The organism is Paenibacillus sp. IHBB 3054 (assembly GCF_051594305.1).
In the GTDB taxonomy this organism is placed as follows: domain Bacteria; phylum Bacillota; class Bacilli; order Paenibacillales; family Paenibacillaceae; genus Paenibacillus_AQ.
Map to the genome: position 1 here is coordinate 410,438 of NZ_JBOFBG010000001.1, position 25,921 is coordinate 436,358.

Sequence of the window (25,921 nt, forward strand, 5' to 3'; positions counted from 1 at the left end):
CTTACCGGAAGGATAGCGGGAATTCCTAACGGTAATTAAGTCGAACTACACTGTTACGCAATATATTGAAATTTTAGCGGGCTGATTTCCCGGCAGCAGCTCGATTTACTAAATAAGCCTAATACAGCGGTAACTATTCCCGTTACTGTGGTACCAGCTCGTCAACCTTCAACCTCAGGGGTACCCTCTCCGCCAGCCAGCCAGAATATTGTACCCGCCGGGAGATTCTACTGATCCAGCGGTATGGTGATGCTCTGTCCGGTATGAGTAGCAACCCGAATTTCATCCCCCGTCAGCTCCACACCGAGAAGCTGCAACGGGTCACCTGCTAGTTCAGCAGCCATAGTCTTGCCTCCTTCACCGCTGTCTCCCGGCTCGCCATACACGGCCGAGATCAGCCAGTGGGTCCCGGGAGCAAGCTTCGCCTGCAGCGTCGGTATGGCTGTCCGCGGCCGCAGCACATTGGTATTGGTATGCGGACGGATCAGCCCTGCTTCGCTGTAGCCGGCCAAGCCGAGAATTCCGCTGGCGCCATGGCTGCTGATCGCTGTCATACCTGCTCCTTCAGCAGGCATTATCTCCCGCAGTCCAGGCTCTAGCGCCACGGCAAAACCACCTTCTGCGGCATCCAGCGTTCTTTCTGTTTGTACCCGGTGAATCCGGATATGCCAGGGAAGACCAGCCACAACCCAGGTCTGCACTTCCACATTGGGCCAAGGCTTCCATCTGGAAAAGAGCAGATTGTCTTCAATCCGCGTCTCTTCATTTTGTCTTCTCACCCGGTACAGATTGTCGCCCGCCTCGCTGAGCGCCAGCATGGAATCGAATGCGCCTTGGGAGATTCCCCATTCCGAACGGGGAACGCTGAACCCAAAAGCAGTGGAATAAGCGAACTTCTCATATTTGGCCGAAGTATGGGTATGCTCATTGGTGCCTTTATGCCCGCTGTTGAAGGCGACGACATGATCGCTTTCAGCCCGGCGGCAGATGACAAGATGAGCAGGCTGCTGCACAGCCAGCGCTTCAAGCTCCGGAAGCGGCAGTTCCTCCGCCTGCCAGAAGGGATGCTGATCCGGCAGGGCCAGCGGCAGGAAGTATTTCAAGGACCAATACGGCGACCCCGGCGAGTTATAGTTCTCGGCCATCACCAGGTTGGGATAGGTATAACCGATGTTCAATACGCCGTCCGCGTTCAGAATATCCTGCTGGAACCACCAGCGTAAGTTGCGCAGAACGATCCCTTTAATAACACCATAAGGCACAGCTTCAACTCCTGCATAAGCAAGGGCCCCCCAGAATGCCGATTGGGCGAACCGGTAGGTCAAGCTACGGCCATACGGAAGCGCGGAGCCATCCGCAGCAAACCATTGGATGAATTCAGCAGCGAACTTTCCAGCCCGTTCCCTGAACACGCTTGCCCGTTCAGGATCTTCCTCACCCATCAGTTCGGCATAGAGCAGCCCGTAGAAATGGATGGCGAACGGAACATAATAATCACTATGACCGCCGATACCGTCGCTGTACCAGCCATCGGTCAAGTAGAAATCATCCATACGCCGCAGATTCTGCTCCAGTTGATCGGCATCATACGGTAGACCAGCCTTGCGGAAGCCCAGATTAACCAGCACATTGAAGAAGAGCCAATTGCAGTCATAGCAAGGATGTGAGTTCATCTGGCTCAGCCAATTGAACAAATTCCCCTGCTCCCGTTCGCTCAGCGGCCCCCAGACCCGGTCCGGGATCAGCGCCAACCCGTAGCCAAACGCTGCCATCTCCACAAGGCGCTGGTCATAATCACCGACCTCACCCCAGTATTCCTTATGCTCCGGGTCGGTCCCGTTGCGGATGCCGTCCAGCAGCATCTCCCACATGTCATCTTCACCACCACCGGCCAGAAACGGCACAAATCCCCATAATACCCGGGAGAAGCCCTCCATTTCAGCAATATCAGGCCCGTAATGAACCCCGGTCACCCCCAGCTTCAGACGGGCACGTCCCTCACTATAGTAAGGCTTAAGCGGATAGGCCAGCTGACGGAAAGCATTTTGCATATCTTCTTTTGTGACCAGCGGATTAGCCCCAATTGGTCCCCATTGGCTACTCATCGACATCACTCCTAATTGCTTCTCGAATTTTTATAGAGTCAGGCTCCAACTATACACGTTCAAAATCGATGCGCTCACTGATGTACCTTAGCAACCATCCGCACTCACCAACCACGCTCACCACCAGAACACCTTCCTTCCAGCAACATCCCCCTCACTCGCCAGCACATCTTCTGGCAGCGTCATCGGCAATCACCAGTGCCCCTTCCAACAATCTAGTCAACACTTTCACCAATGCATCCTCCAACAGTCTCGTCAGCACTCTCACCAACGCATCCTCCAACAATCTCGTCAGCACTCTCACCAACGCTCTTCTTGGAAAGCTGCTCCTTCTACCAGTGTCTGTCTGCTCTGCGGACTCCAGTGACGTTACTTTGCAGAAATGGCCTCTTCGCACGAACGAGCGGACTCAGATGACGCTATCCCTAGTAAAAATCGATGATTTAGTTGATCTACGAGCAAATAAGTGCGCTGGAGTCCGATAAGCAAGCCAAACAGGCGAAAACCGAAAAATAAGAGCACTGGAGTCCGCAGCTTCTCTGCGTATCCACTGCCTGCTATCAAAAGACGTGTTGCCCACGAATTTCCGAGTGATTTGGAATCTAAGGAGCAAGCCAATCTGCTGGAGAGGCATATTGGCTGGAACAGGCAGCAATCTTGCTAAAATAATTCGCAGCGTCTGGTGCTGGCAGCTATCCGGTGATATTCGAACGGAGGCGGAACAACAAGCAATATAGTCCATCAGGCTGCCTATGTTAGTACTCCGAAACATGGTTACTTTACTGCCAGATCAGCAGCAAATGCAATGTACCACCGCTTGTCGTACCATCTATTCGCTCTGCAATCTCTTCTCGTCGTATTATTTCTATCCGATCTGCTGCAATCTCTTCTCGTTGTACTATTTCTATCCGATCTGCTGCAATCTCTTCTAGTCGTACTATTTCTATCCCATCTGCTGCTATCTCTTCTAGTCGTACTATTTCTATCCGATCTGCTGTCCCTTCTTGCACCCTTATTCTAGTGCTAAGATTCAGCGCTTATTGCTCTTTCCCTGTAAACATGCTGTTAGCCTAATCCCACAGCACAACGGTGGGCGCTTACTCCCAATAGAACGGGCCATTCCCCTTCAGCCGTGCCAGTCCTTCGACGTAGAAGAAGTCTCCGTAAATCAGGGGGACATCAATGTTTGTTCCGGCCGGATAATTGCTCGTACCATGGAGGATCAATCCCTCCTCGGCATCGTTGTCCCAGGTGCCGTAATTGCGGTATAGCGATTCCAGCATGCGGATCGCAGGCTCCCGGTACACCGGTGCCTCGGTCTCGCCGACTTTGTCGGCAAGCAGCAGCAAACCGCTTGCCGCACAAGCGCCGGCTGACGAATCGCGGAAGCCGCGCGCTTCTCCGGGTGCGCGGAAATCCCATTGCGGGACATGGTCCTCCGGCAAACGGGCCAGGAAGAAATGGGCCACCTTCTGGGCGGTATGGAGATATTCAGCCTTGCCGGTATGATGGTAGGCCAGCGTCAGTCCATAGATCGCCCAGGCTGTGCCGCGGGACCAGGCCGACTCGGCGGCATACCCCTGGCCGCCGATGCCTTCGAGGAATTCGCCGGTTTCGGGATCGAAACGGACAATATGATACACGGATCCGTCCGGGCGGATGAAGTGCTTCACGACCGTGTCCATATGTGCTTCGGCAATATGGCGGTAACGCGGATCTCCGCTGGTCTCTGCCGCCCAGAAAAGCAGCGGCATGTTCATCGCACAGTCAATGATCGCGTATCCGCGGTTATCTTCGCCTTCATACCAGGGATTCCAGGCCCGGATGTAGCTGCCTTTCAGATTAAAGCGGGCCGCGAGGAAATTCGCTGCCTTCAGCGCTCTCACCTTGGAAACCTCGCTGGCCAACAGCTTGTAGGAAGCCACGCTGGTCAAAGTCCACATAAAGCCCAGATCATGGTCAAGTCGGACATAATCATTCAGAACCTGGTCCAGCTGTTCCTCACAGTCCTCTGCCAGCGCGCGCAAAGACTCATCCTTGCTCTCGTTATACAGAAGCCACAGCTGTCCCGGCCAGAAGCCGGCTGTCCACCAGTACGGCTGGGCCAGTTCATATTGGCCGCCTTGACTGGCATGGGGAAACCCCGCGCCGATTCTCCGGCTGTTCTTCCGTGTCTTCTCCAACACCTTGCTCCACGCTTCCTCTACCCATCCCAGCTTTGTTTCCGCTGTCATCTCTAGCCACCGCCATTCATTGTTTTGGATGATATAAGTTGAACTCTAGATTTACGTATTAAATCCGGCTGCATTCCTTCTATTGAACCTCATCGCGGTTGAAAGCTTATTTAGTCCAGGAATCTGAATTCAAAATGATACCTTTCATGTTTACACGGGTTCCGGGCATAAAAATCCAGACCATACCAAGTCTTCACCTTACCGAAATGGTCGTTATAGCTATGCACGGAGATTTCGGGCCTCAGCGCCGCAATGTCATAGCTGATACGCAGCCCGCGCTGCCCCTGTCCATCTGCTCGTCTATCTGCCTGTCCATGTGCCTGTCCATGTTCCTGTCTATCTGTCTGCCCATCTACCTGCCCATCTGCTCGTCCATCCGCCTGTCCATCTCCCTGCCTCTCTAGCAGCACCGCATCTTCCTCCAGAACAGGTGGAATAAAGGTAATAAACCGTTCAACCAGCGACGCTGGAGCTTCCGCAAACCGGAACTCATCAGTCATCGTCAGTACAGGAGAGTTAACACCTGTATCCCATTCGAAGCGGCGTGTTAAGCCCTCCAAGCTGCCAACACGGTATGCCCGGGTCAAATCAAGCTCCAGCACATCACTGCCGTCCCCGGCCTTCACTTCCTGAATTTCAGCATATGCCTCCGCTCCCGCAACCTGATACTGCCCGTCTATAATTGGCACGCTATGGCCTTGAGAACCGTTGCAATCATAGGAGTACCGTTCTGTTCCGAAGTAACCTGAAGTGTATTCCCCGCTGCCCAGCTCGGAAATATATACCGTTCCTTCTCCCTGCAGGATAAATCCCCCGAGGTCATTGTGGTTATGAGGTTCGTCATTGTTGCCGCCCTTGGCAGCAAACCCGAAACCGCCATCCGTTCCCGAATGACGGGACAACAGCCACTGCGCATCCGGAAGATAATAGCTGGTGCTGCCCCAATCTCTTGGTCCTTCCTCCGGCTTGCGCCAGATCAGATTACGCAGCGCAGAAGCCCAACGGCTGCAGTGATCCTCAGTGTAAGCGGCTCTAAGCGACAGCGGAGGTACCTCCACTTCAGGATACGCGGAAGCCAGATAATGGCTGAGTCCGAGAAACACATGGCCTGACTCCAGCGAATCGGAGAAGTTCGCCATAAGCTGCCCGCCGAGAAAACATTTCTGCTGGAAGGCCGCGATGCTGCCTACCTTCTCACGCCGGAACCAGTCCAGCTGCCCCCGGCTTTTTTGACGTAGTAGATCGGCATAGTAGACGAAATAGCCAAATCCGTAATTCCAGTACCCCAACCCTTCAAGACAAGCGCCGTCTTCACCAAAGCCCTGCAAATAATATTCCATACTGCCCTGCACTTTGAACAGGATCTCGGTAAGCGTTTCCTTATCTTCCATCAGCAAAAGTGCCGCCGAGCCTATAGAACCGGAACAAACCGCCGACCAATTATGGGTGGAAGTCTCCCAATGATAGGGTCCGCAGGTTAAGTACGGCACGAACAGCCGCTTATCTACCTCTGCCTTAATCCGTGCCTGCAGCAGCGCAGGCAGCCGTTCGCCAAGAAGACAATTGATTTCGCTGAGTGCAAAGCCTGTCTCTGCCGAGAACAAATCAATCGTCTCTGTGATGCCGGTATCTCCCAGATGAGCGGGGAGACACCAGGTATATTCGTTGCAGATGCTCCACACAATCTCACACACTGCCGTTAAATGCTTCTCCTGCCCGGGTTCCAGCAGCGCCAGCAGAACAGCCGTATTCAGTATTCGCCTGCGCTCGAAATAGACCCGCTCATATTCCAGCCTTGAACCCGTGCGGGCATAGATGGAAAACAGCTCATACGTAAGTTCAGGAATAGGAGCATCATTCAGCCGTTCGCCTTCCCGGCGGATCTCCGCAAGCTCATCACGGTATAGCGGTGATTCCAGCACATAGCTCCAGAATGTCTTCTGATCGCCGTCAGGATAGTACAACCGGACATCCGATGGTTCCATCACTGCAATAATGTGATGCAGTTCAACCCTTTGCATATTACGCCGCCTTTCCTGGCACACCTGAATGTTCAGCCCCGGTATTCCACGGGTGTAACTCCGGCATGTGACTTGAATGTCTTAATAAAATAGCTCTGGTTGTCATACCCAAGCTGCTCACAGATCTCACCGACCGTAGAGTTCGTTCCGTCCAGCAGCTCCTTGGCCCGTTCCATCTTCAGCTTGGTTACATATTCGATAAAAGTAGTGCCGGTTTCCTTCTTAAACAGCCTGCTGAAATAGCTGGAATTCAGGTGCAAGTGATCCGCCACCTCATCCAGGCTGATTCTGGAGCCCAGACGCAGAGAGACATACTGGCAGGCTTCCATCACCTCGGCCCGTTTGCTTGCCCCGGCACCCGCACCTTTGGCGCGGGCGATGGATTTCAGGTGATTATCAAGCCATTCCCGCAGTGCAGGCAGTGAATCAATATCCACAATCTCCTTATGCAGTGTATCCGCCGAATAAGCAGGCCGGACCGACTGCAGGGAATGCAGCTTCAGCTTCAGATCGAGCAGCAGCTTCAGCGTCCAATCCTTGACCACTTCCGGTGCATACTTCTCCTGCCGGATCTGCGCTATCCATTTATCCGTTATTGTGTGCGACAAATTACCGGACCTGCCCAGCAGCACCTCTCTCAGCTCCATACTGGCCTGGTCATAATGGGCGAACAGATTATTGGTTTGGCCGCTGACCGGAGACTGCGGGGATTTCCGCTTCGCAATCTCCCCCTGCTCCAGATAGAAACGTTGTTCTTCCCCCGCCAGCATTTGGCCAAGCTGTTGCTTCAGCCCCTCCGGCGAACCGGTCCCTTCTCCTGTAATGAAGGACATTTGAATCTTCAGCACCCGGAACAAGGTAGACTGGATCATCTTCAGCCCGGCCGCGGCTTCGGCGTAAATATTGCCCTGAAGACCGGGCTTATAGGAGAACAGCAGGAATGAAGACTTCACATTGTAACCGATATACAGTCCTCTCGGCTTCATTCCGTCCAGCACCTCATTCATCACATTGCACACGGCGAAATGCAGGGTCTGATCCGAGGAGAAGCGGTATTTCACATGCCGGTAGTCCTCAAGATAGGCGATCACCGGCAGGCAGCATTCTCCATTCTGGAACAATCCATATTCGGCAGCTTCATCCATCCATTTCTCCGGCGAAAGCAGCGGCTGGTGGATAAAATTCTTGATGCTCCGCTCCTTGCGCAGCTCCCGGGTCTCTCCGAACAAATGCTTGATCCGGGAATTCTCCCAGCCTGTCTTGGTTTCCTCATCTAGCGATTCCTTGAATCTGCGCAGGAGCTGCACCAGATCCTCCGGGTCCAGCGCATCCTTCAGCAAGTAATCCTGCACATTCAGCCTCATCGCCTGCTGGGCGTACTGGAATTCGTTGTGGCAAGAAAGAATGGCTATCCGCACCTCCGGCTTCAGCTCCTTCACGAGTGAGGACAGCTCCAATCCGTTCATCCGCGGCATCCCGATATCCGTAATCAGAATATCCGGCATCTCCAGCCGGGCATGCTCCCAGGCGTTCCAGCCGTTCTCATGTGTCCCCATCAGACACAGGCCAAGCTCCTCCCAGCGGATACTTTCGGATAAAAGCTCGATTACAGGATAATCATCATCCACCAGCATGACTTTATACATCCCGGATCACCTCCCTGTACGGAATAAACATCTTGATTGCTGTACCTTCCCCTGCTATGCTGCTGACCTCAATAGCAAATTCCCCGCCAAAAAGAATTCTCATCCGCTCGACCACATTATGCAGCCCCATGCCGGAAAAAGAGCCCTTAAGCACTGCCTTGCCGGGAAGGCTCTCCGCTTCCAAGCTTATCTTGCGGGTAAGGCTGGATAATTCGCTGCTGTCCATCCCCCGCCCGTTGTCCTCAACCGTGAGCACGATGAACTTCTCTTCCACAACTGCCCGGATGCTGATCGTTCCCGGCTTTTGGCTGAGGCCGTGAATGAGCGCATTCTCGACAAGCGGCTGAAGAAAGAAACGCGGCACTTTAAGGAGAAAAGCTTCCGGATCAATATCCAGCCGAAGCGCGGCCTCTTCCTTCTGGCGCAGATTCATCAAGCTGACATAATGGGAGACCAGATCGATCTCCTCATGCAGAAAAATCTCATCCTCCTCACGGCTAATCGTCATCCGCAGCAGCATGGACAGCGAACCGATCATTTTGGCGCTGTCCGGGTCTCCCCGCTTCATGACCTTCATCCGGATCGAGTTGAGCACATTAAAGAGAAAATGCGGGTTGATCTGGGCCTGGAGCATTTTGAGCTCCGCTTTTCTTTTGCGCGCCTGGGTATCGGACACTTCAGCTATCATTTCCTTGACCCGGTCCAGCATCTGATCGAACAGCAGGCCCAAACGCCCGATCTCGTCATTGCCCCGGACCCCTGAACGCACCAGCAGATTGCCCCGCTGCACTGCCGTTGTCACTTTGCCGAGGCGCACCAGCGGCTTTGTAAAGGCACGGACCAGTGTAATCAGCAGCAGCAGAAACACAAAAAAAGAAACGAGCTGTATGGTAAATACCCGGTTGAAGATGGAACTGATATCGACAATACTCTGTGAATACGGCTGCATCAGCACAAGCCTCCAGCCGTTGAACGGAATCTGCTGCTGGGCGACCAGATACCGCTCTCCTGCTATAGAAACCACAGAAGAATCCTTGAGATGATCCACAGCGGCGGTGTATGGAAGCGGCTTGCCGATACTTTCGGGATCGCCACCGGAGACGATCATGCCGGCACTATCCAGCAGCGTCACCTTCTGGCCGGCGGAAAGATTGCCAAAAATCGAATGGAGCTGATCCTCCATAATCGTGACAATGGCATAGCCGTAAATCTCTGTGCTGTCCAGCCGCAGCGTACGTGCAACGGTCAACTGATACGGATGATCAAATTTGTCATAGGAGAAATCAGTAGACTCGACACCTATCCAATAGGATTCCAGCCCTTTCAGTTCCATCAGCTTCTGGAACCAGGGCTTTTTCTTAAGATCCAGCGGATTGTAATCGCTAACAGAATAGTTCATATAGTAAGCATTGTTGGTCAGCAGAATCGTAACATAGCAGTTCTGGCCTACAACCGTAAGGGTATCAAGCTGCTCCAGCACCCGGTTGCTGTCCATAAAGCGTTCATACTCATTGCCGCTGGCATTGCCCGAGGCCACCAGCTTGAAATAGGCTCTCAGCCCGGGATTGGTCTGCACGTAATTGGCAATGGTCACCATTCCCTTCAAGCTGTTCATTACTGAACCGCTCACCAGCTGCAGGGAATCCTCCGCATTTGAAACCGCTTGCCGTTTTACTGCCTCTTGGGTCAAAGAATTATAAATGATTAGTGTCAGAGCGGCTGGAACGAGAATACAAGCCACAGCTGCCAGGATCAGCTTATGGCGGATCGATTTAGGGGCAAGTTCCCTCAGTCTGCCAATCATATCGGATGTCCCCCTGAAACAAGTAGAAACGGTGCGCCTCCCCTTGTATGAAGGAAGGCATCCGTTTCTGCAAGAAGTATAAGGTTAAAACATTATATCAATTATTTTTTGTTGGCAGCAATAATTTTGTCGACCCGCTCCTTGGCGTTTTTCACCGTTGTATCCACATCCTGATCGCCGAGGATCATTTTCTCGTATTCCTCATTGATCGCTTTGTAGACCTCAGCCTGGTAAGTAGCGGGTGGAATAATCGCCGAAGCTTTTGAAGCTACGAGAGTATCTACCAGTGACTTTTTGTCCACCTTCTCCGGATTTTTGGTGCCGGTGAGAATCGTATCAATGATGCCTTCCACCTGATCGCTGGTCACCTTGCTCCAGGCCGGGATGTTTTTACCTTGGACAAGCTGTCCTTCCGTTGTGTACCAGCGCACAAACTTGTAAGCCGCTTCTTTGTTCTTTGATTTGGCTGCCACAGCCACATAGTCTGTAGTAACCGGAGTCAGACCGTTTTCATCGCCTGCAGTGTTCTTAGGGAACGGGGCAACCGCCACATTAAAGTTCAAAGGCACCTTTTCCGTACCGCCAATTTCCGTGTTCATCCAGCTGCCGATCAGAATCATGCTGGCGGATTGGTTAAAGAATTGCGTCCGGTAGGCCAGCTTCTGGGAGATCATATCGGAATAGGGCACCGAGGATTTATCCTCTTTCTCCATGCGCAGTCTCAGCTCAAGCGTCGCCTTGAAGTTCGGATCATCCAGATTGGACGTGCCATCGGCTTTGAGAAACTCGGAGTTCTGCGGTTGATTCTCCAGCTTCAGCTTCAGGAATTCCATCCAGCCGCCGGCTTGAGGGCCATGGAAGTAAGTTCCGTAGCGTTTATCTGCGCCTTCACCTTTAGTCAGCTTCTTGGCGTAGTCGGCAAATTCATCCCAGGTCCATTCGGCCGGCACCGCAAGACCCACTTCGTCCAATTGGTCCTTGTTCAGCAGCACATACCATGGATTGAATTTGCCCGGGAGCGCATAGACCTTGCCGTCCAGATGGGTATCCACCTTGTAATCCTCTTCCACCTTATAGTTATCCTTGGCAATGTACTCATCCAGCGGTTCCGCCATGCCGAGCGCGACACGCTGCGCATACCCCGCCGCATCGCTGAACATCAGAATGTCCATTTGGGCGGAGGACGCGGCCTCCAGATCCAGCTTTTTGAAGGCCTCCTGTGTATCTCCCTTCTCGCTGAGCTGTACCAGCTCAATCTTCACTCCCGGAGTTGCCGCTTCATAAGCCTCCAGCGTATGCTTCCAGTTATAGGCTTCCTCAGTACCGTAGGTATAGAGCCGCAGATTGGTAGTCTCGGTGCTGCCGGAGGCCCCGCCGTTTGTGCCTGCAGTCGCTCCGCCGTCCGCAGCATTGTTATTGTTATTACCGCCGCAGCCCGACAGCAGGCTTAACATCAGAACCCCCGTAATTGCTCCTGCCCATACTTTTGTTCTCATTTCTATAACCCTCCTCAAAGTTTTCATCAGCTTTCACTTACTTGAAACTAACAACTGAATTATAGAATACGCTTTCATTTAACACATGAAACAATATTTACTTTTATTGAATTATTTTTACTTCTATAAATATAGGAGAGTTCCCGCTTGCAGCTTACCCTTTAACACCGCCAAGAGCAATTCCTTCGATAACACTTTTTTGGCCAAGGATAAAGATAATAATGAGCGGAAGAATTGCCGACACTGCGGCCGCCATGATCAGGGAATAGAACTCTCCACTCATGGAAGTGAATTTCTGAATGGCTATCGGAAGGGTCAGCAGCTTGTCGCTTCGGACAAAGATCAGCGGATTCTGATAATCATTCCAGGTCCAGATGAACCGGAGTATAGCATAAGTAGCCACAGCAGGCTTCACCAGCGGAAGTGCAATCGACCAGAAGATTCTCGGGTGGCCCGCACCGTCTATTTTAGCTGATTCAATGAACTCCTGATGCAGTCCCATAAAGAACTGCCGCAGCATAAAGGTTCCAAGAACACTGAAACTGCCGAGCAGAATCAGTCCAAAATGGCTGTCAAACAGCCCGATGTTACGGTACAGGATAAACTGCGGTATCAGGATCGCCTGTCCCGGAATCATATACGTCACTAGTACGATCATAAACAAGAAATTGCTGGAGCGGAATTTGATCTTCGAAAAGCCGTAGGCGGCCATTGCCGAGACCAGACAGGACAACGCCGTCGTGATCAGCGCCACTTTAATCGAGTTCCAGTAATATAGAGTGAACGGGTAATCCCCGAACCAGACTTCCTTATAATTCTCAATGGCATTCCACTTCTTGGGGAGCCACTGGATCGGGTAAGCAAAAACTTCCGACTCTACTTTGAACGACGTTACCAGCATCCATATAAAAGGCAGCAGGAACAAAACACTTCCCGCAAACATTACAACCGTAATAATTACTTTGCGCCAGTCCAAGCCTGTGCGTATTTCCATAGTTTCTCTTCCCTCCCTTGCCGCCTTAGTAATTGACCCATTTTTTCTCTGCCAGCCACTGGCCGAAAGTAATCAGCATCACGAAGATGAACAAGACCACCGCGATGGCCGACGCATAACCCACCTTCAGATTTACAAAAGCTGTATCGTATAAGTACCAGACCATCATTGTCGTTGAGCCGATGGGGCCGCCCTGCGTCAGAACAGCAATAATATCAAACACTTTAAAGGTTGCTATGATACCGGTTACAAGGAGGAAAAAGGTCGTTGGTGACAGCAGCGGGAAGGTGATCCGTCTGAATTTTGTCCAGGCTCCTGCTCCGTCGATGTCAGCCGCCTCATACAAATCCTTCGGAATGGACTGCAGTCCGGCGATGTAAATAATCATATTGAAGCCGATGGAGATCCAGACAGAGATCATCATGATCGAGATCAACGCGAAATGCGGGTCGGCAATCCATTTCGGCGGGTCGGCAATCCCGATGGCCTTGAGCATTTCATTAATAGGTCCATAGGAGGGCTGGAACAGCACCTGCCATACGATGGCTACCGCTACGGTCATGGACACATAAGGAACGAAATAGGCAATTTTGAAATATCCCTTCATATACACATAACGGTCAATCAGAATCGCCAGCACCATCGACACCAGCAAATACACCGGCACCGTCAGCAGAAACAGAAAATTGTTGCGCACCGAACGGATGAACATCTCGTCCTGCAACAGATTGGTGAAATTCTGCAAGCCTACCCAGCGGATGCCGTCAAAGCCCTGAACAAAGTTCCAATCGGCAAATCCGAGGAATAACGTGGCGATGATCGGAATCAGCACCAGTATCGTCACCCCGATCAGCATCGGGCTTACGAACAGCAGTCCGGAAAGCGTCTCACCTTTTTGCAGCGACCAGGCTCTACGGCTGCGTACAGGCGGTTGTTGCGGTAAAGTCTCCAGGTTTTGTCCCATGTCTAACACCTCAATAGTTTCGTTATTGGTTGTGCGCTGTTTATAAATTTAGTATAAAAAAAATACCGCCAGCGCTTTGACGGTATTTTGATCATATTGGATGTAATTTTTACTTCTTCTTTTTGCCCTTCGCATCTTTCTCGGTTGCTGCAATGAGCCCTCCATCGTAAGTATAGAGCACGTTGTCTTCCAGACGTTCGCCTTCCAGAACCTTGCGCACCAGCGCTTTGGCCGATTTGGGGGTAATCTCCTTATACCATACGCCTTCCGGATAGGAAATCACTACGCAGGCATCCGAGCACCTTCCGTTGCAGCGGGTAACCGTCGTATGAATCAGCCGTTCCGCGCCCTGCTTCTCGATCTCATCCTCTATTGCATCAGCCACCTCTTCACCCTTATGCTTTCTGCAGCTGCTCCCATTGCAGATCAGCAGATGGCTTACTGTTCCTTGCAAATTCCAAGTCGTCATGGAAAATCCCACCTCTTTCTGAACAATAATACCTTTACATGAATTCTTCTAAACTCTACCGATTGCCCGGACAATCGTCAATAGGGTGAAAGACTGCTATAATACAAATGAGAATGATTATCAAACATCAAAGGAGTGATTCTATCCATGCCTCTCCGGCAACTTGGCGATTCCCGCCCTCATCCCCATCATTTCTACTTCCCGGTACGCGTTGAACATCTAACCGGATTAGCCGCAAGCATTGCTCCCGGATCCTCCGGACACTTGTCTGTTATTGTAACCGGAGGCAGCGGAACTATCGATATTCAAGACGAACGCCTTAGCCTATCCGGCGGCAGCATGCTGTGCTGCAGCACACAGCCCGGTGTTTCTCTGAGCCCGCAGCATCAGTTGCAGGGCGTATGGATTGAATACTCTACATTTCCGCTGCAGAGCAATCAGACAAATCCCCTGAACGACAGGCACCCGTTGGGGAATTGCTCGACTAAGATTTGCACACTCGCAGCCCGCCTGCTGAGGGTCTGGGAGGGGAGCGAAATTCAGTCCCCTTTCACCGTACAGCAGTTATTCACCGAATTGCTGACTGAGCTTCATGGCGAAATCAGAGAGAACAGCCAGTCCCCGGCGCATTGGCTTGACCGCGTGCTGGAATATATAGAAGCACATTATTCCGAGGATATCACAAGAAGTCAGATGGCTGAACAGGCAGGGGTTAGCCCGGAACACTTCTCGCGGGTCTTCCGCAAAGCTACCGGACAAACCTTCAACGAATATGTAACCCTGCAGCGCATCCGCAGAGCCCAGAAGCGGATGCTGACCGGTGCTCCGAATTTGTCTCAGCTCGCGCTGGAGGTCGGCTATGTTGAAGGGACCTACTTAAGCCGGAAATTCAAGCAGGTCGTAGGCATTTCTCCTGCAGCCTACCACCGTAAGAATAAAAGAATTGTGGCCCTCAATTTCAACCATACCGCAAGCCTGCGGGCTCTGGAGATTACGCCACAGCTCGGAGTGTATTCCGGGTGGATGGAACGTCATGAGACGGTTCCTTCTGCGCTTAAGCTTCAGCTCGAAGGCAGCAGCGCGGCCATGCTCTATAACAGGGTTGCCGCCGTGCGCCCGGATGTCATCATCAGCTATGACCTCCCCGGAGAGAGCAAGCAGCTGCTGCCGGTAGCACCAGTGATAGAGCTGCCTTACATGCAAATGGACTGGCGCGAGCAGTTTCGGATGATTGCCGGGATTGCAGACCGGCAGTCCCAGGCCGAAGCCTGGTTGAGACATTATGATCAGCTGTGCTACGAAGCTAACCTGCAATTGGACCGGCTGCTTGGCGCACGGGGCACAGCCGTCATTTGGGAGTTCGGCACGAGCAGCGCATACTGCTTCAGCAGCAGCTATGGACATGGCTGCCAGATTTTATATGGCGATCTCGGCTTTCAGCCACCCGGCGTCTTGATGGAGCACGGGCTGATGAACCGTGGTTATCTGGAAATACCGCCTGAGCAAATAGCCGATTATCCGGCAGATCATATCTTCTTCACCAGCAGCGCTTCAACCGCTGAGGGCCAGCGGCGCTTCGAGACCCTGCTGCGCTCCGCCCGCTGGCAGGAGCTTGACGCAGCCCGCAGCGGGCATGTCTATCTCCTCGATCAGCCGGACATGTTCTATGGGTTTGATCCCCTCTCTTCATTGGCTCAGCTAAAGACGCTGATGAGAACAATAAGATCACAAATTTCCATAGGACAAGATCACATTAAGCCATAGTGTTCACCGGTTGAAATCTGTAAAGTGTAATTGAGAATGATAATCGTTCTACATAAGGAGGCCTATAAGTTGATTAACCAGCAACATAACAGCAACACCCGGAAGCGCTGGCTCGTCTACCCGCTGCTCTTGACCCTGACTCTTCTAGTTTCAGCCTGTGGCAGCAACCAGAGCACTGGCTCTGCAACTAATTCAGGAAGTGCTGCCGAAGCTCCGGCACCTTCACAGCAGCCTGCAGAAACAACTGCACCGGCATCCTTCAAAACAGTGACAACTGTAAACGGCGATATTGAAATCCCCGTTCAACCGAAGCGGATCGTTGCCGAGGAATATCTGGGCAGCCTGATTGCACTGGACACCATTCCCGTCGGAGCTCCTGGCCTGACGCTGCAAAATATGTACTACAAGGAATCCCTCACAGGTGTAGCGGATACCGGAACCTACGGAAAGATGTCGCCCGAGAAAATCATCGCGCTGGATCCGGACCTGATTATCTCCGGCAATGCCGACAGCTATGAAGCTTTAAGCCAAATCGCGCCAACGGTCATTGTACCTTACGGGGATCTAAAAGATGCTCATCAGGAACTGACTTATTTCGGTGAGCTGCTGGGCAAAGAACAGCAAGCAAAGGATTGGCTGGCCGAATACGACAAACGTATCGCCGCTGCTAAGGCTAAGGTAGATGCAGCCATTCCTGCAGATGCAACCTTCAGTATCCTGGAGCATTCAGAAAAAACCACCTGGGTCTACGGGGACAATTTCGGACGGGGCGGACAGCCGGTCTACCAGGCGCTGGGCCGCAAGCCTCCAACCGAAGTCGCCGCCGAGATCATGGAGAAGCAGTGGGCGGAATTATCGACAGAGGTACTTAACAAGTATGCAGGGGATTATCTCATCGTGACCGATAACAACTACACCGTTCAGGACTTCAAAGATGATCCTATTTGGGGCAACCTCCCTGCAGTCAAAAACGATCATCTCTATGTATGGAAAGAGGAACGTTCGTGGTATTATGACCCTATTGCTGTATTATCCCAGACTGAGGAATTGGCGGACTGGCTGACTAAAGGACAATAAGCACAAGCCGGAGATTAGCCTTGATTGGCTGGTCTGCCGGTTTTTTTATGGCCAGCTTCCGCAGCCCGGAGTATACAGGAGGCAGTCTGATTAACCGCATCCAGAAATGGAGATAATACCTCTAGTCTACAGTTCCCGAAAGAGCAATACTTTTCAAACACTTGCCGCCAAGGAGGACAACCGGATGAAGGTTCTGGGTATCTATTTCCTGCTCGCTTTTTTAACATTTTCGATTTTGGTAGCTGTCGATCTGCTGTCAGGCACCAGCTTCGCGATGTCGATGCATTCCTTTTATATCGTATTTGCAACCACTACCCTGCAGGAAGCGGTCATCATGGTTGTATTTGCCGCTCTGCCCTTTGTTGCCGCAATTGCCGGCTTTATCAAACGGAACAGAGCTCCGCAGAAATAATAATTTACCGGTACAGTCCGAATCTGCGCCGCAGCCTGTGCACAAGAAACAGCAGAATCGGGATGACGGCACACAGAAAAGGCAGAATATTCTTGAGAAAAATGCTGCCTTCTTTCATATGGACAGGGTAATTCTCCGCACTGACAAACGAAGTGAACAATACCACAACCCCTACCGGGATGACCAGCCTGCGCGTATCCTTAACCTTGAATAAATCCGCCGCAATCATGACAGCCGCATAGCAATAAATCGACATTTTGAAAAACACGCCAATAATCAGGGTCAGGATGACAAACGCATCCAGGCGTTGTATAAAATTGGCCACATTGACGAGCGTAATGGTCGAAAACATCGGAAAGGTTGTGCGGCTGTAAATGTCTGTTCCAAGTACCGACATCTCAACAGCATGCGTGAAGCTGAGCAGAAATCCGCTTAAAAGAATGGCGGCGATTCCTGTCTTCCTGACCTTCCGCGTTTTGTTCAAATGGGGAAGTATTGTCGTGAAGCAGACAAGTTCGCCAAAAGGGAAAATCCATATGCTCGGGTAAGCGGAGCGCAGTGCTTCCATCCATTCCCCGGCATGAATCGGAAACAGATTCTTGAACTTAGTCAGCCCCGCCGCAATGACTACAAAGTTGCAGAGCAACCCCATAAGGATAGTGATAAAAAAGTAGATCTCTGACGTTCTTGCGAACACCTCGATCCCCTTGTACAGAATATACATCACGGCGATTGCCATAATTGAATTAATGATAAATACAGGCGTCCTGTCGTATGAAGCCGAGATGAGGAGGTCTCCTGCTTCCCGCAGATTCCGGGATCCGTTATAGAGCAGTATGGGAAGAAACAGCAGACTCAGCGGCCAGCCGATCCATTTACCGAGAATTTGTTGTGTGTATCCGCTGATAATCATATTGGGAAATTGAAGATACAAATCGACGTAAATCCAATATAAGAGAATCCCCCCGGGCAGAGCCATCAGGATCGACAGCCAGACGGCATGTCCGCTTTCCAGCCCAATGGGTACCACAATCGCCGTCCCCAGTTCAAACAGTACCATCATGGAGAATAATTGAATCGGCCCGATAGCTTCTTTTCTCATGAATCTGCTCACCCATTCATTCTTTTTCTGGAGCCATGTAAGGCTTCAACCTCATCCCGGTGCTGCGGATATAAGCTTCAACCTGAATATCCAATTCTCCTCGTGCAAAGGCGGTGCTCCATTCCTTCCCTACCTTATCCCAGATCGCCGGATCGGTACGCTTCAGTTCATTGCCAAAACCAAAGATGTCGGTTTGAGACGCTTGCGCGGTTCGTACAGCCAGTTCTACTTCCTCCTTGGTTTTCTCCTCCAGTTCGGCTTCCAGCTTCACAATTTCTTCCTTGAGGCTCAAATCCACGTAGCTTCCCGTTTCATTTATAATGCCTTCCTCACGAATATGCAGATGAAAGACCGGTATACCGTTCCTGACTTCAACCTTGGCAGTGGTCTTCGAGTAGAACACATTGACGGCAATATCCTCATCTTTATTAGCAGAGGCGATGTCAATATTAGTTTCTATGACTTTATTAAGCACCCATTGAGTGCCCCTCGCCGCAGGCCCGTCCATCCAATAAATCAGCTTATCGTCCTTAAAGACACCCAGTCCGCTCATTATTGTTCCTGCCTTCGTTTCTGATTGTTCGAGGCTGGATTTCTTCATCCCATCGGACGGATCCCCTATAAGGCGCAGACCGTTAATCGTCAAATCCCCTTCCCCCGTGATCCCGTTAATGATCTCGAATACATTCATGTTCCGGTTCTCTCCGTATACTCTGGAGGTATTTTGCATCTTTTTGACCACCCCCATGGAGGGCAGACTCTCCAGCGTCGTCAAAATCTTGAGTACAGATGCGGCATCTGAATTTCTGGAAATCAGCACCGGCGAATTCAGGCGAAGTTCATGTGATCGTTCAAAAATATCGAACAAGCCTTCAATTCCGCTTCGGGCCAGCGATTCACCAACGACAACGAGCTGAGAATGAGCAAAAAATAGCTGACGCGTCGCCCGCTTGGAGGCTTTGCGCAATGCCCCGAATACCGTCCGGTCGCTTGCAGAAATGACAGTAACCGCAGGCATTCCGTTCCCGGACCCCATACTTGTAGACGAAGCCGACGGATTAACCACCTGAAAGGTAACCCGGAATTCCCCGTTGTTTGCAGTTAGATCAATTCCGATACCGCTCACAATAGCAAGGTCATTTAATTCTCTGCTGTTCCAGCATCCTGTGAGGATCAGAGATAGGATCAGACATGCAGACAGCAGAACCGGCATTTTAGTTCTCATCGTTATTTCCCTGCCGGTTCTGACCGGTCTGGCCGGATTCAGTGCTACTACGGTTGATCAAACGTTTGCGGGTCTTCATGAAATGCAAAGGTGTCCGTAATATGACGTCCTTCTGATCACCCGGCGCAAACGGAGCGATTGGGGAGAGATAAGGAACACCCAGGGAACGCAAGGAGCACATATGGGCAACCAGCATCAGGCTGACAATTGCTATGCCGTAAAGACCTATAAATGCAGCAATAAACATGATAGCAAAGCGGAGTACGCGTATAGACAACGCCATATTAAAGGAAGGCGTGGCAAAGCTGGAGATCCCCGTTAATGAAACCACAATAACCATAGCGGGAGACACAATGCCGGCCTGCACAGCCGCCTGTCCCAGAACCAGCCCCCCAATAATCGAGACAGTTTGACCAATGGGAGAAGGCATCCGAATGCCGGCTTCGCGGATGATCTCAAAGGTAACCTCCATCATCAGCGCCTCAACGAACGTGGGAAAAGGCACGCCTTCCCGCTGGGAGGCCAGATTAATCAGCAGGGGTGTGGGGATCATCTCCTGATGAAAATTCAGTGCTGCAACAAAAACGGCTGGACCAAATAAGGAAATCACCAGGCAGAGTAATCTCAGTAAACGGATTAATGTCGATATATCATACCGCTGATAGTAATCCTCAACTGTATGAAAAAACATAAGAAAGGTTGTAGGCGCGATCAGCACAAAAGGAGTCCCGTCCACAAACAAAGCTATTCTGCCTTCCAGCAGATTTCCGGCCACGCTGTCCGGCCGTTCTGTATTGTACATCGTCGGAAAAGGAGAGAACCTGTTCTCTTCAATCATTTGCTCAATATATCCCGATTCCAGAATAGAATCCACGTGGATCGCCTGAAGCTTCTTCCTGAATTCCTGCAGTGTCTCTTCCGGGGCTAGTCCGTGAATATACATCATGGTGACATCGGTTTTAGTTACAGCCCCAAGGGTCATTGTCTCGATCCATAGATCAGGGCTCTTGATTCTTCTGCGCACAAGGGCAATGTTCGTACCAAGAGATTCCGTAAAGCTCTCCTTGGAGCCGCGGATGGCTACCTGGGTTGCGGCTTCCGTGACAGCTCTGCTTTCACCGCCGCTTGTACTTAGGCTGATGGCATCCTTCAGACCATGGAACAGCAATACCGTGTCTCCCGACATGAGGGCTTCCAGAAGACTGTTCAGATCCTTAACGAGTTTTTCTTTGCCGATAGTGAGCGCCTTTTCTTGCACATAGGCGAACAAGTCCAAGATTGTCTGTTCATCAGACGTCTTTTCGCTTAGAATTCCAAACGAAAAGGCATGGGTTATGAACTCTTCTACCCTTTCCTTGTCGATGATGCCGCTGATGTATACTGCAGCCATCTGGTTGGCATTATCTGTTGTTTCGTACTCGCGTATAATAAGATCCGGGCTGTTTCCAAGTCTGGATCTTATCACTTTAACGTTATCCTCTAGGCTTAAGGAGAGCGGGGGGCTTGAAGTGCTGCCTTCATGCGCCCCGGCGGGCTTAGGTTCTGGGTTGCGTTTAGCCATCTTCGGCACCTCCTGCCTTTTACTATTCGCTTGCCACTCTCTTTTTATGCAGGTTATGGAATGTGTGAGATGCTGCATGAAGCTTTCCAGCCGCTGATCCTTCATTTCTGAATTTATCCATGCGGAAACAGAAAAAGCTGCCCCGCTGTAGATTCTTCTACTTTGGGACAGCCATATTTATCAATCATTAGGTTGTATGCTAGTGTTCATCACTTACGCCAAGCGCCTTGTTCTTTTCCTTGAAGCGGTCATTATGCGAGGAGACATAGGCTGCTTTGGGTGCATCGGGATCCATATACAGCTTGGCACTGTTCAAGGCCAGAACGGCATCGGTAAAGGTGCCGGCAATCAGGCGGACCTTGCTGCTGTAATCTACAAAATCACCTGCGGCAAAGATACCGGGCAGATTCGTCTCCAGCCGCCCGCTGACATTGGCGCACCAGTCGCCCATATCAAGGCCCCATTCCTTCAGTGGCCCGAAATCGCTTTTTAAACCATGGTTCACAATTACCGCGTCCACCGCAAACTGCTCTGTTTCCCCGGATTCTATATGGCTGATCGTCACCTGGTCGATCGTCTCTCCATTGCTGCTGTGCAGCTGGCTTACCGCAAACGGCACGCGTACTTCTACGGAGGAAGCCTTCATCCGCGCGATATTCTTCTCATGTCCGCCGAACTGCTCTCTGCGGTGCACAATGGTTACGCTGGCTGCGATACCTTCAAGTTCGTTGGCCCAGTCTACCGCGGAGTCGCCACCGCCGGAGATCAGCACCGCTTTGCCGCGGAACGGCTCCAGCTCTTGCACCGTATAATGCAGATTCGTAACCTCGTAGCGGTCCGCGCCTTCAATTTCCAGCTTCGCCATCTGCAGAATACCATAGCCGATCGCCAGAATGATCGTACGCGTCCAGTGCTGTTCGCCTGTATCCGAAGTCAGAATATAGGTTCCGTCCTCCTGCCGCTCCTGAGCAATAATCTGCTGCCCCAGAATAATGGTCGGATCGAAAGTCCGGGCCTGCTCCTCCAGCTGTTTAATCAATTGGCCGCAGAGGATCGGGGTCACTCCACCCACATCCCAGATCATTTTCTCGGGATAAATGAGCATTCTCCCGCCAAGCTCTTCCTTGGCTTCAATCAGCTTTGTCTTCAAATCTCTCATTCCGCTATAAAATGCTGTATACATACCTGCGGGTCCCCCGCCAATGATCGTTACATCGTATAATTCCAGTTGATTGCTCATTTATTTCCCTCCGTGTATGTTTTTGGCTTGAGTATTTTTGGTCTCTATCAAGACTTCGTCCGGGCCAGCAAATAGAGAAAATAAGGTGCACCTATAACAGCAACCACGATACCTGTAGGGATCTCCGAGGGCTGCAATATCCAGCGGCCGATCGTATCGGCGGTGATAACCAGCAGGGAACCTAGCAGCGCGGAAGCCGGAAGCATCAGCTGATGCTTCGGACCCACCAGACGTCTGGCTAAATGCGGGCCGACCAGGCCGACAAAACCGATCCCGCCGCTGACAGCGACACTAGAAGCTGCGAGTCCGACTGCGGCTGCGAGCAGCTTGAACTGCTCTCTGGTAACAGCGGCTCCAAGGCCGGTGGCTGTCTGCTCGCCCAGATTAAGTACATTCATTACCCGGGCTTTGTAGATCACATAGGGCAGCAGAATCACAATCCAGGGGAGCAGGGAAAGCACAAATTTCCAGCTGGTCCCCCAGATGCTGCCCGCCAGCCAGGTAGCGACAAATTGATACTTATCAGGATCAAGACGCAGCGTCAGCACAATCATAGCTGCGCTGATTCCGGCTGCAACGGCTACGCCGGTCAGAAGCAGGCGGATCGGAGATATCCCCTGATACCGCTTATACGCAAGCATATAAATCAAGGCCGCAGTCAGCCCCGCTCCGACAAAAGCAACGAGCGGCAGCAGGTATACCGGTGCAGCAGTCGTCGACGGATAAAAAGAAACCATCAGCATAACCATCAGACCGGCTCCGGCGTTGATGCCGAGAATGCCGGGATCGGCCAGATCATTGCGGAAAACGCCTTGCATGACCGCTCCAGAAACGGCAAGTCCCGCTCCGATCAGAACGGAGATCACGATGCGCGGCAGACGGAAGTCGAACAGGATCAGCTCCTGCTTGTCCGTACCTTTGCCGAGCAAAGTGTTCAGCAGTTCCATAGGAGTAAGTCGTATGTATCCTGTATTCACACTGATAATAAACACGAGTACGATTAATGCGGCTATCACAGCCAGAACGGTCAATCCGCGTCTGCGTCTGTTAGATTCATAGGATAAAGCTGTTGTTCTCTGCATAACTACAGCTCCCTTCTTTCTTTGCGGGCCAAATACAGAAAGAAAGGCACACCGATTAGCGCAATGATAGCGCCCAGCGGCACTTCTTGCGGCGGATTGATCATTCTGGCGGTCAGATCGGCAAATACAGCCAGCAGACTGCCCAGAATGGCGGAACAAGGGATAATCCACCTATAATCCACCCCTACAAGATAACGCGTCAGATGGGGAATGATCAGTCCAATAAAGCCCACTGCTCCGACTACTGCTACCGAGGAGCCGGCAAGAATCAGCACGATTAATGCACCGGCCAATTTGACCAGACCCGTCCGTTGCCCGAGGCCTCTGGCGATATCCTCACCCAGGCTGAGCATAGAGATGGAACGGGATAAGATGAGGGCTCCTATAATCGCCCCGCCGATCCAAGGAAACATAATTTTGAGTTGAATCCACTTCGTACCAGCTACACCTCCTGCATACCAGAAAGCCAGATCTTGTCCAATCTGAAAATATAAAGCTACGCCTTCGCTGAGCGCAGAGAGCAGCGCACTGAAGGCCGCTCCGGCAAGTACCAGGCGGGCAGGTGTAAGGCCACCCTTGGCCATGGACCCGATACCATACACAATTGCCGCCCCCGCCCCGGCTCCCACAAATGCATATAAAATCAGATACATGAACGGTAAATTCGGCAAGAATGCAAAGCAGAGTGCAAGCGCAAACCCCGCTCCAGAGTTTATGCCCATCAGCCCGGAATCCGCGAGCGGGTTGCGGGTCATCCCCTGCATAATCGCTCCTGCCACCGCAAAGCTGGCACCTACCATGGCCCCGCCTAGCACGCGCGGCAGCCGCAGCTCGCGGATAATTTGATGATCCGTAATATCCGGATTGAAGTGAAACACAGCGGTCCACACTACAGAAAAGTTAATGTCTTTGGCTCCGAATGAGACCGAAAGCGCAATGCCTAGTGCTAATGCAATCAGACCGCCGACCAATATCAGCGTTGCTGCCCATGGGCGTGAACGGAACTTCACCGGATCTCTCCCCTGGATTAGCCCTTTGCTGGCCGTTGCCTGTTGATTCATTAAAGTCACCCGTTTTCTATGAAATTGATTCTCATTATCATTGTAATATTGTAAATGAAAATGGCGTTGTTTGGCAATGGACAAATGAAAGCACACCGCTCAAAAACCTCTAATCTCCGTTAAAATGACAAATTTTGCAGCGTGCCGCCAAATATTTTGCGGATGTATCCCTGCATTTTGCCGATATGAGGCACAAAAGTGCTTTTGTCATACACATAATTAGACTGGGTCACAAGCTGTGAATAGATCAGGAATAAAATGGCCGCCAGCTCCCTGTCGATCTGCCTTTCGTGCTCAATCAACACATAAGCCTCTTCCAGAACGGCATACAGCCGCATAAATCCGGCCTCATTAATGATTTTTCTGCGCAAAGGTACAATGATATCGGTTGCAAGCGTGTCTATCTGCATAATGATTGCACTCATCTTCCCGTCCATACACCAATCCCTCCTGCTGCAGTTGAATGGAGACAGCTCTTATACAATCCTATGTTTCACAGGCTCTTTGCATGCCTTAGGGAATATCTGTGTCCAGTATTGCAATATTCTAGTAATATAATATAATCTTCTGGAAATATGAGCAGCTAAGTATATGAACCATTGATCAATCCTATAGGGAGTGAATATGATGAACACAAGAACTTATGGACGTACAGGTAAATCCGTATCCGAAATTGGCTTCGGCGGATGGCAGCTGGGCAACAGACAGGATTGGGAAGCCATGGAGGATGACGCGGCGGTGCGCCTGGTGCATGAAGCTTTGGAGAGAGGGGTGAACTTTTTTGACACCGCTCCCAATTATGGACTTGGCAAAAGCGAAGAGCTGCTTGGGAAGGCTCTAGCCGAAAAACGCAGGAATGCCGTCATCAATACGAAATTCGGGCATCAGGCGGACGGCAGCTCGAACTATGGCGCGGATCAAATCAGGGCCTCGGTTGAAGTCAGCTTGCAGCGGCTGCAAACTGACTATGTCGATTCCGTGCTGATCCATAATCCGCCTTTTGACATGCTGGATGGGAAACACGGACATTATGAGGAACTGGAGAAGTTAAAAACTGAGGGTAAGATCCTCACCTACGGCGTTTCTGTCGATTCCATCCCGGAAATGCTGGAAGTTATCGAGCATACGAACATCGGTGTGATGGAAGTGATGTTTAATATCTTTTATCAGGAGACTGCCGAAGCGTTCAAGCGCGCCCAGGATAACAATATCGCCATTATTGTCAAGGTCCCCCTCGACTCCGGCTGGCTGTCCGGCAAATATAACAGCCAGAGCAGCTTCGAAGGTGTGCGCAGCCGCTGGTCGCCGGAAGTGATCCGTAAGCGTGCAGCACTTCTGGAGCAAATCAAATTCATAACCAATGAAGAAACGACGATGACGATGGCCGCTCTGAGATTCATCCTGGCCTATCCTGAAGTCACAACCGTCATCCCCGGTGTACGGAACAGTGCCCAACTGATTGAGAATATATCGGCCAGCGCAGCAGCGATGCCTGAAGCTCACGTCAAGAAGCTTCAGGATCTCTGGATAACGAAGATTAGAGACCAGAAGCTGGGTTGGTAATCACAAAGAAGACCTTGAGGGCATCCCTCAGGTCTTCTTTGTCAATCTGCAAGCGGCTACAACTTTATAGGACTGGCCCGCGCCCATTTCTGCATCCCTGA

Annotated in this window: 20 protein-coding genes; 4 read left to right on the plus strand and 16 right to left on the minus strand. The window is 51.4% G+C overall.

Translation table 11 applies throughout. From position 1 onward, the window contains the following. Positions 1 to 227: 227 nt before the first annotated feature. The 9 genes from ACQ76X_RS02090 to ACQ76X_RS02130 all read right to left on the minus strand — a co-directional run bounded on the left by ACQ76X_RS02090 (position 228) and on the right by ACQ76X_RS02130 (position 13,733). Positions 228 to 2,105, minus strand: coding sequence for a DUF2264 domain-containing protein (locus ACQ76X_RS02090; protein WP_438491178.1), 1,878 nt, complete (start codon positions 2,103 to 2,105; stop codon positions 228 to 230). A 1,097-nt stretch (positions 2,106 to 3,202) separates the two neighbouring features. Beyond that, entirely contained in the window at positions 3,203 to 4,339 is a 1,137-nt protein-coding gene (locus tag ACQ76X_RS02095; protein WP_438491180.1) for a glycoside hydrolase family 88 protein, read from the minus strand. A 110-nt stretch (positions 4,340 to 4,449) separates the two neighbouring features. Further along, positions 4,450 to 6,360, minus strand: a complete 1,911-nt coding sequence (locus ACQ76X_RS02100; RefSeq protein ID WP_438491181.1) for a hypothetical protein — start codon at positions 6,358 to 6,360, stop codon at positions 4,450 to 4,452. Positions 6,361 to 6,392: 32 nt separating this feature from the next. Further along, entirely contained in the window at positions 6,393 to 8,006 is a 1,614-nt protein-coding gene (locus ACQ76X_RS02105) for a response regulator transcription factor (protein WP_438491183.1), read from the minus strand. Then, positions 7,999 to 9,810: a sensor histidine kinase gene (locus tag ACQ76X_RS02110; RefSeq protein ID WP_438491185.1), complete on the minus strand. Its 1,812-nt coding sequence runs from the start codon at positions 9,808 to 9,810 to the stop codon at positions 7,999 to 8,001. The genes ACQ76X_RS02105 and ACQ76X_RS02110 overlap by 8 nt, the downstream gene beginning before the upstream one ends. Positions 9,811 to 9,911: 101 nt before the next feature. Next, positions 9,912 to 11,306, minus strand: a complete 1,395-nt coding sequence (locus ACQ76X_RS02115) for an extracellular solute-binding protein (RefSeq protein WP_438491187.1) — start codon at positions 11,304 to 11,306, stop codon at positions 9,912 to 9,914. A gap of 154 nt (positions 11,307 to 11,460) precedes the next feature. Then, positions 11,461 to 12,300 (minus strand): carbohydrate ABC transporter permease, encoded by an 840-nt coding sequence (locus ACQ76X_RS02120; RefSeq protein ID WP_438491189.1) that lies wholly within the window; start codon positions 12,298 to 12,300, stop codon positions 11,461 to 11,463. Between the two features lie 25 nt (positions 12,301 to 12,325). Then, the gene (locus ACQ76X_RS02125; protein WP_038594652.1) at positions 12,326 to 13,264 is read right to left on the minus strand and encodes a carbohydrate ABC transporter permease; all 939 of its coding nucleotides are present in this window, start codon (positions 13,262 to 13,264) and stop codon (positions 12,326 to 12,328) included. A 109-nt stretch (positions 13,265 to 13,373) separates the two neighbouring features. Beyond that, positions 13,374 to 13,733 (minus strand): (2Fe-2S) ferredoxin domain-containing protein, encoded by a 360-nt coding sequence (locus ACQ76X_RS02130; RefSeq protein WP_379140590.1) that lies wholly within the window; start codon positions 13,731 to 13,733, stop codon positions 13,374 to 13,376. Positions 13,734 to 13,880: 147 nt separating this feature from the next. Between ACQ76X_RS02130 and ACQ76X_RS02135 the strand changes: the two genes are divergently transcribed. The 3 genes from ACQ76X_RS02135 to ACQ76X_RS02145 all read left to right on the plus strand — a co-directional run bounded on the left by ACQ76X_RS02135 (position 13,881) and on the right by ACQ76X_RS02145 (position 16,986). Further along, positions 13,881 to 15,497 (plus strand): ABC transporter substrate-binding protein, encoded by a 1,617-nt coding sequence (locus ACQ76X_RS02135; protein WP_438491191.1) that lies wholly within the window; start codon positions 13,881 to 13,883, stop codon positions 15,495 to 15,497. A 69-nt stretch (positions 15,498 to 15,566) separates the two neighbouring features. Beyond that, complete coding sequence (locus tag ACQ76X_RS02140; protein ID WP_438491193.1) at positions 15,567 to 16,574, plus strand: ABC transporter substrate-binding protein; 1,008 nt, start codon at positions 15,567 to 15,569, stop codon at positions 16,572 to 16,574. A 184-nt stretch (positions 16,575 to 16,758) separates the two neighbouring features. Beyond that, positions 16,759 to 16,986, plus strand: coding sequence for a hypothetical protein (locus ACQ76X_RS02145; RefSeq protein WP_438491195.1), 228 nt, complete (start codon positions 16,759 to 16,761; stop codon positions 16,984 to 16,986). 4 nt (positions 16,987 to 16,990) lie between these two features. Here ACQ76X_RS02145 and ACQ76X_RS02150 read toward each other — a convergent pair whose 3' ends face one another. The 7 genes from ACQ76X_RS02150 to ACQ76X_RS02180 all read right to left on the minus strand — a co-directional run bounded on the left by ACQ76X_RS02150 (position 16,991) and on the right by ACQ76X_RS02180 (position 24,694). Next, positions 16,991 to 18,088 (minus strand): GerAB/ArcD/ProY family transporter, encoded by a 1,098-nt coding sequence (locus tag ACQ76X_RS02150; RefSeq protein WP_438491197.1) that lies wholly within the window; start codon positions 18,086 to 18,088, stop codon positions 16,991 to 16,993. A gap of 16 nt (positions 18,089 to 18,104) precedes the next feature. Then, positions 18,105 to 19,313 carry a Ger(x)C family spore germination protein gene (locus ACQ76X_RS02155; RefSeq protein WP_438491199.1) on the minus strand — a complete coding sequence of 403 codons (1,209 nt, stop codon included), beginning with the start codon at positions 19,311 to 19,313 and terminating at the stop codon, positions 18,105 to 18,107. After that, entirely contained in the window at positions 19,303 to 20,874 is a 1,572-nt protein-coding gene (locus ACQ76X_RS02160) for a spore germination protein (RefSeq protein ID WP_438491201.1), read from the minus strand. Before ACQ76X_RS02160 ends, ACQ76X_RS02155 begins: the two co-directional genes overlap by 11 nt. Positions 20,875 to 21,073: 199 nt before the next feature. After that, on the minus strand, positions 21,074 to 22,114 hold the full coding sequence (locus tag ACQ76X_RS02165; protein WP_438491203.1) for an NAD(P)/FAD-dependent oxidoreductase: 1,041 nt from the start codon (positions 22,112 to 22,114) through the stop codon (positions 21,074 to 21,076). 47 nt (positions 22,115 to 22,161) lie between these two features. After that, positions 22,162 to 23,196 (minus strand): FecCD family ABC transporter permease, encoded by a 1,035-nt coding sequence (locus ACQ76X_RS02170; RefSeq protein WP_438491205.1) that lies wholly within the window; start codon positions 23,194 to 23,196, stop codon positions 22,162 to 22,164. 2 nt (positions 23,197 to 23,198) lie between these two features. After that, on the minus strand, positions 23,199 to 24,257 hold the full coding sequence (locus tag ACQ76X_RS02175) for a FecCD family ABC transporter permease (RefSeq protein ID WP_038600267.1): 1,059 nt from the start codon (positions 24,255 to 24,257) through the stop codon (positions 23,199 to 23,201). A 119-nt stretch (positions 24,258 to 24,376) separates the two neighbouring features. After that, a complete protein-coding gene (locus ACQ76X_RS02180; RefSeq protein ID WP_438491207.1) occupies positions 24,377 to 24,694 on the minus strand; it encodes a hypothetical protein in 318 nt (105 codons plus the stop codon). A gap of 187 nt (positions 24,695 to 24,881) precedes the next feature. Here ACQ76X_RS02180 and ACQ76X_RS02185 point away from each other — a divergent pair, with 187 nt between their 5' ends. Beyond that, complete coding sequence (locus tag ACQ76X_RS02185) at positions 24,882 to 25,820, plus strand: aldo/keto reductase (RefSeq protein WP_438491208.1); 939 nt, start codon at positions 24,882 to 24,884, stop codon at positions 25,818 to 25,820. Positions 25,821 to 25,921 lie beyond the last annotated feature (101 nt).